Here is a 5598-nt window from a genome sequence, read left to right on the forward strand (position 1 = left end):
CGTGATGGCCCGGTCTTTGTGAGTCTCTGTCATTGGTCTGCTCCGCTACCTTGGTTGACGATGGGTTCTCATCATCGCTTATTGTGCCCGCTCGGGGTGTGTTGGAGGAGCGGGGCGGACCATTCCATTACTGTTGAGCAGGCCGGGATTGATAAGGGCGCCATCATTGGCGAACAGCGCGGCGAAGCCAAAACACTCCTCCGCCAACTCACCCGCAAATTTGGCCCCGACTGCGCCGAGCGCTACCGCGAGCGCGTCGAAGCCGCCAACATCAAGCAGCTCGACGCCTGGCTTGACAACATCCTCACCGCCGAGAGCCCCGAAACCGTCTTCCACTGAGACGCGGCGCCAAGGGCCATCATCCAGGTCGAGATCGCCTCAGGCGATCGCGCCTCCCTGCAAGCCGCCGTCGATCGGCTGGTGCGCCTGATTCAGGCCGACCCCAACAAGGCCCGCCTCGATCGGCTCATCACCCGCTGGCTCAAGCGCCATCTCCAGCGCCTTGGCGCACAGATCGACCTCACCCAGATCAACTCACTCGTCGAGGACAAAGCGATGTTGGCCGAAAATCGACAACACTGGGCAGAACGCGAGCGCCAGGAGGGCCGAAAAGAAGGCTACAAAGAAGGCCGCCAAGGCTTGCTGAGGCCGGATTCACGGTCTATCCTGAGGTTAGCTAAGAGAGGACTAATATGCGGGCTCAGTTCAACATCCACGAGGCTAAAACACGGCTATCCCAACTGATCGAACAGGTCGAAACCGGAGGCGAAGTGGTCATCGCACGCGCCGGCATCCCTGTGGTACGCCTTGTGCGTATCGAAGAGAAGCCGCCACGCACACTCGGGTGCCTTCAAGGCCGCTTCAATCTGCCCGGTCGTGATGGTCCGCCGATTCCGCCAACGCCTGACGACTTTCTTGACGCGATCCAAGGGTCTTGATGCGCGCGCTCACTGATACCCACATCCTGTTGTGGGCCTTGATGGCGCCAGATCGACTGGGGATCTCTTCGCGAGCGCTTTTGGAATCACCAGATCACGAGATTTTCTTCAGCGCGGCCAACATTTGGGAAATTGCGATTAAGCGCGCGCTAGAGCGTCCCGATTTCGATGTGGAGCCTGATGTGGTCTACAGGGCCGATCCTTTTGATCGGTTGCTGATCGCTCAGGCACAGAGCGAGCCGATGCGGCTGATCACAGCTGATCCTTTGTTCGCGCGCTATGGCGTCGAGCTGTTCCCCGCATAGCCGCTTCTGGAACCTCGGATCTCGGCGACAATAGCGGCATGGCCATGCCTGTTTTTGGGAATTCCGATCGGCTCTTCGAGATCACTGCGGCCCGGGGCCTGATTGCTCTGCGCTACTGCTGACCAAGTCCAGCCCCGGTGCTATCGATGCCAACATCTGACTGATTCCAAAGAAAAAGTTGTGGGGATACCTCAGGGTCGGGTCCGGTTTTTGGTCCGCTTTTCTATCCGCGCCATCCCGGACTGGTCTATGCTGCGAGACATGAACACCGACCCTGCGAGCAAGCGGCTCCTCAGCGGCGAGGCCGCGCCCTGCTGGTCTCTCATCCGATGACCGACAAGAGGCGGATTCCTTGGCACGATCTGCTCGGCAAGGCCCTGGCCGATGCCTTGATCGGGCTGCCCTATCGCGTCAGCACCGAGGAAGAGTTGGCGCTGCGCAGCCAAGACTCCCCTTCAGCGCCCCGACGGGCTCGAGGACTTGGCCGCGCACAATCTGCTGAGCTATAAGGCGGGTGGCCAGGCCTACGATGCCTGGGCCTTGGAGGAGTTGGTCAGCCACTATGTGACCTACCGCAAGCTCGCTTCTCTACGCGTACTCAGGCATCGACCGGCGGATGATGATAGGCCGATCACGGAGCCGGCGAAGGCCTATCCGTTGTTGCCCGCTACGGATTTCCGCTGCTTGGCGATCGCGACCCGCTTTCCGCGCAAGCTGATCAAACAGCTGCCTCCGGGCAGTTGTCAAAGAGGCGAGCACCCGGGCATCTTCCAGCTGCGTGCCGGCACCCGCAGGGTGCGTCTGGTCGTCATCAACGACCTACGCCCGCTGCCGCAGAATGCCCCGTGGCGGCTCTTCTCGAGCGATGAGGCGCAGCGCCGCCTCGCCCTGCAACAGTACCACCCGCGCAGTGAGATCGGTGTTCACCTGCACAACCTGATCGCCCACTATAAATTCGGAGACGGCAACATGGCGCACACCTTTGAAGACATGCAACGCGAAGCCCGGAAGTGGATCATCGAGCACTATCTCGATCAGCTCGCGCCAGAGGAGCGGCTTAAAGGGCTTGATCCGGAGGAACGGCTTAAGGGCCTTGATGCCGAGGAGCGCCTCAAGGGCCTTGATCCTGAAGACATCTTCAAGCGCTACGATCCCGAGGAACGCCTCAAAGGGCTTGATGCCGAGGAACGCCTCAAAGGGCTTGATGAAGCCACCATTGAGGCCTGGTTGGCGAAACAGCGCAGGGATCACTGAGAGAGAAAACGGGGCTTGATCCTGCAGCGCTTCCCCCAACCCCTCAAGCCTGAAGATTCACCAAGTCACCGCGCGCCGCCTGGGTCATCTCCATGATCTTCTCCGCCATGCGCAGCACCTCCTCCGGTGGGATCTGGCGGAGCACATCGCCCGACTCGCTGTCCACAATGCGCGTGATCAGGCGTTCGCCGGGCGGCTCGCTCATCTCGAACTGCACGCCATCATTGTTCATCACCTCGTTCACCCGCTGCAGCGGTTCTTCCAGATCACTGCGGCCCGGGGCCTGATTGCTCTGCGCTTGCGCCAGCGTACTGCCGACGCTGGGCAACGCCTGCAGCAAGCCCTCCAAGCGCTGGCGCGGGTTGAGCTGGTTGACCGGGGCGGTGTTCGGGGCGGTTTGGCTGATATCGGTGATGGCACTGGACATCAGCTAGGCTAAACCGTGGTCCGTCTCGGGTTTCCCCCTGGCGCGGGTTCAGGGGGTTCACGGGGGCTGCACCCGGTGTGGTCTGGCTGATATCGGCCATCACACTGCACTGGACAGGATCTGCCAACGTCTCTAACGTAGTCGTAACCGGTAACCGGTAACCGGTAACCGGTAACCGGTAACCGGCAACCGGCAACCTGCTGACCAACCCCACCCCCCATGTCCAACCACCACGACACCGGCTACAAAGAACTCTTCAGCCACCCTGAATTCGTCCAGCAGCTCATCGAAGGCTTCGCCCCGCCCGAGATCGCCGCCCTGATGGACTTCAGTACCCTCAAGAACCACAGCGGCAATTACATTACGCCACTGTTCGAGGAGAAATTCGAAGACGTCGTCTGGTCGCTCGAGGTGCACTGGCAAGGCATTACCCAGCGCCTGTTTCTCTACCTGCTGATCGAATTCCAATCTACCGTCGATCCGACCATGCCGCTGCGCATGCTGCACTACGTCGCTTGCTTCTACCAGCATCTGATCAAGACCAAGGTCACCACGCCCGCTCAAGGGCTGCCCCCAATCCTGCCGATCGTGCTCTACAACGGACTCGACCGTTGGAGCGCCGCTGAGGACATCAGCGAGCAAATCCGCCCCGAGCCGCCACAGTTCCTGCGCGCCTACCAACCCCATCTGCGCTACTACTTGATCGACGAAGGGCGCTACACTTCCGAGCAGCTCAGCGCCATCGACAGCCCGCTCAGCGGCATCATCCAGGTCGAGATCGCCTCAGGCGATCGCGCCTCCCTGCAAGCCGCCGTCGATCGGCTGGTGCGCCTGATCCAGGCTGACCCCAACAAGGCCCGCCTTGACCGGCTCATTACCCGCTGGCTCAAGCGTCATCTCCAGCGCCTTGGCGCACAGATCGACCTTACCCAGATCAACTCACTCGTCGAGGACAAAGCGATGTTGGCCGAAAACCTACAACACTGGGCAGAACGCGAGCGCGAAGAAGGCCATAAAGAAGGCCAAAAAGTAGGCCAAAAGGTAGGCCGCAAGGCGGGCGTGGAGGGCACCCTCCGCAAACTCATCACCCTCAAATTCGGCGACATCCCCGAGTCGGCATCCAAACGCCTAGAGCAAGCCACAGACGAGCAACTGGACACCTGGGTCGAGCTGATCCTCACCGCCAACGCGCTCGAAGACCTCTTCACGACCAGGTGATGGCCGCGCCAGCCTCGAGCCCGAGCCCACGCTGACCACCCTGCGCCTACTGACCAGAAAGTCTAAACCCTGGTCCGTCCCTGTTGTCGCTGGTCCGTCCCTGTTGTCGAGGATAGCCGATGAACACGACCGCCGAAGTGCTCTACCAGAAGCTAAAAACGCTACCGCCGAGTCAACTGGTAGAGGTTGATGATTTTCTCGAATTCATCAAGCAACGCCGTGACAAGGGGCGCCAAGCCGCGAGCCAGCGGCTTGCGGAGGCCATGGAAAAACTTGATGCGCTCGATACGCCACCGATGAGCAACCAAGAGATCCAGTCGGAGATCCAAGCCGCGCGTGCGCAAAAGCCCTTGGATGCCAATGCGCATCGTCGCTGATACCAATACAGTCGTCTCCGGCCTACTTTGGAAAGGCGCGCCTCGACAGATCATTCAAGCGTGTCGGCAACGGCACATCAGCATCGTCTCGAGCGAGAGTCTGATCGCGGAACTGGCAGAAGTCCTGGCACGCCACAAGTTCACCACCAAAATCAAGGACGCCGGCTTGACCGCTTCCGAGTTAGTCGCAGACTACAGCGCGCTCACTGAACAAGTCTATCCTGCGCCGCTCAACAGACCTGTCTGTCGAGACCCGGATGATGATGCTGTTCTTGCCTGCGCCTTGGCCGGTCGTGTTGATGTATTGGTATCAGGCGATGATGACTTACTGACGCTAAAAGCGTTCAGAGGCATCCGAGATGGCCTACACCCTGCAAGACTTCATCCGCGAAACCCATGAACTGGTGATCGAAGACGCGCTCAAGCGCGACCCCGACGCGATCCTCAAGCGCCTAGATCCCGAGCAGCGCCTCAAAGGCCTCGACCCCGCCGTCATCGAAGCCTGGCTGGCGAAACAGCGCAGGGATCACTGAGCGCGCGTCCGCCTCATCGACTGGGTGATCCGCCGGCCAGCAGCCCGCTCACCAACCAACCCCAGCCCCATGCCCAACCACCACGACACCGGCTAAAAAGAGCTCTTCAGTCACCCTGAGTTCGTCCAACAGCTCATCGAAGGCTTCGCCCCGCCCGAGATCGCCGCGCTGATCCACAAAGAAGGCCGCCAAGAAGCCAACCGGGAAACCGCCCTGCAACTCATCAGCATCGGTCTGCTCAAAGACAGCCAGATCGCTCAAGCCACCGGCCTAAGCCTTGCCCAGATCGAAGCGCTACGGTCTCAGCCTCCGTCTTGACACAATGCGCTGGCCTAATCGGCTAAACTCAGCCCATGGCGACCACCGAAATCAACACCGACAACACCCCGGCTGCAACGGTCGCAACCAATAACGACCAAGGCAGCCCCAAGCACGACGAAGGCGGCCCCAGAAACGACCAAGACAGCCCCTGGAAAGAAGCCCTCGAACGCTTCTTCCCCGAGTTCCTCGCGCTATGATTCCCGGCCATCCACGCCGAGATTGACT

At 60.5% G+C, this 5598-nt stretch carries 11 protein-coding genes and 1 pseudogene; 10 read left to right on the plus strand and 2 right to left on the minus strand.

Annotated elements, in window-relative coordinates; all coding sequences use genetic code 11:
- From CKO42_RS25590 to CKO42_RS25605, 5 genes and pseudogenes are all read left to right on the plus strand, one after another.
- Positions 1-339 (plus strand): annotated as a pseudogene (locus tag CKO42_RS25590) (DUF4351 domain-containing protein); the annotation flags it as partial.
- Positions 340-692: 353 nt separating this feature from the next.
- Positions 693-938, plus strand: coding sequence for a type II toxin-antitoxin system Phd/YefM family antitoxin (locus CKO42_RS25595; protein ID WP_200251810.1), 246 nt, complete (start codon positions 693-695; stop codon positions 936-938).
- A complete protein-coding gene (locus CKO42_RS25600) occupies positions 938-1243 on the plus strand; it encodes a type II toxin-antitoxin system VapC family toxin (protein WP_200251812.1) in 306 nt (101 codons plus the stop codon). The genes CKO42_RS25595 and CKO42_RS25600 overlap by 1 nt, the downstream gene beginning before the upstream one ends.
- Positions 1244-1572: 329 nt before the next feature.
- The gene (locus tag CKO42_RS27705; protein WP_242479704.1) at positions 1573-1752 is read left to right on the plus strand and encodes a hypothetical protein; all 180 of its coding nucleotides are present in this window, start codon (positions 1573-1575) and stop codon (positions 1750-1752) included.
- Entirely contained in the window at positions 1724-2497 is a 774-nt protein-coding gene (locus CKO42_RS25605) for a hypothetical protein (protein WP_242479705.1), read from the plus strand. The genes CKO42_RS27705 and CKO42_RS25605 overlap by 29 nt, the downstream gene beginning before the upstream one ends.
- Positions 2498-2540: 43 nt before the next feature.
- Here the strand turns inward: CKO42_RS25605 and CKO42_RS25610 are convergent, their stop codons facing one another.
- Complete coding sequence (locus CKO42_RS25610) at positions 2541-2924, minus strand: flagellar protein FlaG (protein ID WP_200251815.1); 384 nt, start codon at positions 2922-2924, stop codon at positions 2541-2543.
- 219 nt (positions 2925-3143) lie between these two features.
- Between CKO42_RS25610 and CKO42_RS25615 the strand changes: the two genes are divergently transcribed.
- The 4 genes from CKO42_RS25615 (at position 3144) to CKO42_RS25630 (ending at position 5052) form a co-directional block, all read left to right on the plus strand.
- Positions 3144-4142 carry an Rpn family recombination-promoting nuclease/putative transposase gene (locus tag CKO42_RS25615; RefSeq protein WP_242479706.1) on the plus strand — a complete coding sequence of 333 codons (999 nt, stop codon included), beginning with the start codon at positions 3144-3146 and terminating at the stop codon, positions 4140-4142.
- 119 nt (positions 4143-4261) lie between these two features.
- A complete protein-coding gene (locus tag CKO42_RS25620; protein WP_200251818.1) occupies positions 4262-4519 on the plus strand; it encodes a hypothetical protein in 258 nt (85 codons plus the stop codon).
- A complete protein-coding gene (locus CKO42_RS25625; protein ID WP_200251824.1) occupies positions 4503-4919 on the plus strand; it encodes a putative toxin-antitoxin system toxin component, PIN family in 417 nt (138 codons plus the stop codon). Before CKO42_RS25620 ends, CKO42_RS25625 begins: the two co-directional genes overlap by 17 nt.
- Positions 4879-5052 carry a hypothetical protein gene (locus CKO42_RS25630; RefSeq protein WP_200251827.1) on the plus strand — a complete coding sequence of 58 codons (174 nt, stop codon included), beginning with the start codon at positions 4879-4881 and terminating at the stop codon, positions 5050-5052. Before CKO42_RS25625 ends, CKO42_RS25630 begins: the two co-directional genes overlap by 41 nt.
- A gap of 48 nt (positions 5053-5100) precedes the next feature.
- On the opposite strand, the gene CKO42_RS25635 is transcribed toward CKO42_RS25630, so the two are convergent.
- Positions 5101-5313, minus strand: coding sequence for a hypothetical protein (locus tag CKO42_RS25635; RefSeq protein WP_200251835.1), 213 nt, complete (start codon positions 5311-5313; stop codon positions 5101-5103).
- A 92-nt stretch (positions 5314-5405) separates the two neighbouring features.
- On the opposite strand from CKO42_RS25635, the gene CKO42_RS25640 reads away from it, so the two are divergent.
- A complete protein-coding gene (locus tag CKO42_RS25640; protein WP_200251841.1) occupies positions 5406-5570 on the plus strand; it encodes a hypothetical protein in 165 nt (54 codons plus the stop codon).
- Positions 5571-5598: the final 28 nt, after the last annotated feature.

The organism is Lamprobacter modestohalophilus (assembly GCF_016583905.1).
Taxonomy (GTDB): Bacteria; Pseudomonadota; Gammaproteobacteria; order Chromatiales; family Chromatiaceae; genus Lamprobacter; species Lamprobacter modestohalophilus.